The organism is Gordonia desulfuricans NBRC 100010 (genome assembly GCF_001485495.1).
In the GTDB taxonomy this organism is placed as follows: Bacteria; Actinomycetota; Actinomycetes; order Mycobacteriales; family Mycobacteriaceae; genus Gordonia; species Gordonia desulfuricans.
The window spans coordinates 1-743 of the sequence record NZ_BCNF01000236.1 but is presented as its reverse complement, the minus strand read 5'-3'; the positions used below and the strand labels follow the sequence as shown (position 1 = coordinate 743).

The following is a 743-nucleotide window of genomic DNA, read 5'->3' as shown; positions in this document are numbered from 1 at the left end:
TTTCAGTGTCACTCTTGTGGGGCCACCAAGTTGGTGGTTGTGTTCAGTCCACCGGGCATCTGGCTCTGTTGCTGGTTGACCATTCCCGACACCTGTTGGGGATTGGTCATGGCTCATTCTGCCGATGCCCGGGTGGACGGACCGACCGGATGTGACTTGATAGGAGCGTGGCAACCGCCCCCACTGAGATATGTCCTACCGGCCGGCCCGACTGTCACCATTCCGTTCGACAGAAAGGCATCTTCCATGATCATCGTTGGCGCCGATGTACACAAGCGCTCACACACATTCGTCGCCGTCGATTCCGCCGGCAGACAACTGGGTACCGTGACCGTGCCCGCCACCACGACCGGTCACCAGACCGCTCTGCGGTGGGCCCATGCCAAGTTGGGTACCGACTTGGTGTGGGCGATCGAGGACTGCCGCAATATGTCGGCGCTCCTCGAACGTGACCTGCTGACCGCGAACCAGAAAGTGGTGCGGGTGGCCCCGCATCTGATGGCCGAGCACCGCAAGACCGGCCGTCAACCAGGTAAGTCCGATCCGATCGACGCTCTGGCCGTCGCCCGGGCTGCTGCGCGTGAACCCAACCTTCCGATCGCCTCGCACGATGAGGTCAGCTACACGGTGAAAGCTCTCACCGATTATCGGGAATCGCTTGTCCATGAACGGACTTCGAAGATCAATCGGGTGTTGTGGCGGGTGCATGCGATCGATCCGGAACATGAAGTGAAGAAAGGGGG

At 60.6% G+C, this 743-nt stretch carries 1 protein-coding gene; it reads left to right on the top strand.

Annotated features, from left to right (window positions below; genetic code table 11):
* Nucleotides 1-246: 246 nt before the first annotated feature.
* The coding region (locus GD1_RS24045) for an IS110 family transposase (RefSeq protein ID WP_157079616.1) at nucleotides 247-743 on the top strand (497 nt) is incomplete at its 3' end.